Annotated in this window: 1 protein-coding gene; it reads right to left on the bottom strand. The window is 63.7% G+C overall.

Features of this window, described 5'->3' with window-relative positions; genetic code table 11:
- Window positions 1-743: HAD-IC family P-type ATPase (locus WH91_RS10335; RefSeq protein ID WP_046170938.1), on the bottom strand; the 743-nt coding region annotated here is incomplete at both ends.

Genomic DNA, 743 nt, shown 5'->3' with positions numbered 1-743 from the left:
TTGAAGGCGAGAGGGTCATCGCGCCCACCACATCATAGGGATCGCTTTTCATCAGCACGATGTCGGCGCTCTCGATGGCGACGTCGGTACCCGCGCCAATCGCAAAACCGACATCGGCCTGGGTCAGGGCTGGCGCATCATTGACGCCGTCGCCGACCATCCCGACCTTGAGGCCCTGGGCCTGTAGCTCCTTTATCTTTTCGGCTTTCTGTCCTGGCAGGACATCGGCCAAAACGATGTCGATGCCAAGCAGATCGGCGATGCGCTTGGCGGTACCGGCATTGTCGCCAGTGAGCATGGCGACGCGCACGCCCTGCTCGTGCAGTTTCTTGATCGTTGCGATCGCCGTGGGGCGCGGCGCGTCGGCAATGGCGATGAGCCCGAGAAGCTTGCCGGATCGGGCCACGTGAATAACGGTGCGGCCTTCGCCCTTGAGCGCTTCGGCCTTCTCTCCGAGCGCTAGGAGATCGATTTTCTGCTCATCCATGAGGCGACGGTTGCCCAAGAAGACCGGATCGCCGTCGATGGCGGCGCTGGCGCCCTTGCCCTCGATGTTGAGAAACCCGGAGACCTTGGGGATGTCCAGGTCCTTGGCCCGTTCGACGATGGCGACGGCCAGCGGATGATCCGACCCTTGATCGACCGCGGCCGCGACCCGCAGGAGATCGTCGGCCGCCACACCCGGGGCGGGGATGACTTCGACGACCTTTGGCTGACCCATGGTCAGCGTACCGGTCTTGTCG

It is taken from the genome of Devosia psychrophila (genome assembly GCF_000971275.1).
GTDB classification, from domain to species: Bacteria; Pseudomonadota; Alphaproteobacteria; order Rhizobiales; family Devosiaceae; genus Devosia; species Devosia psychrophila.
This window is presented reverse-complemented; position numbering and strand designations above follow the sequence as displayed.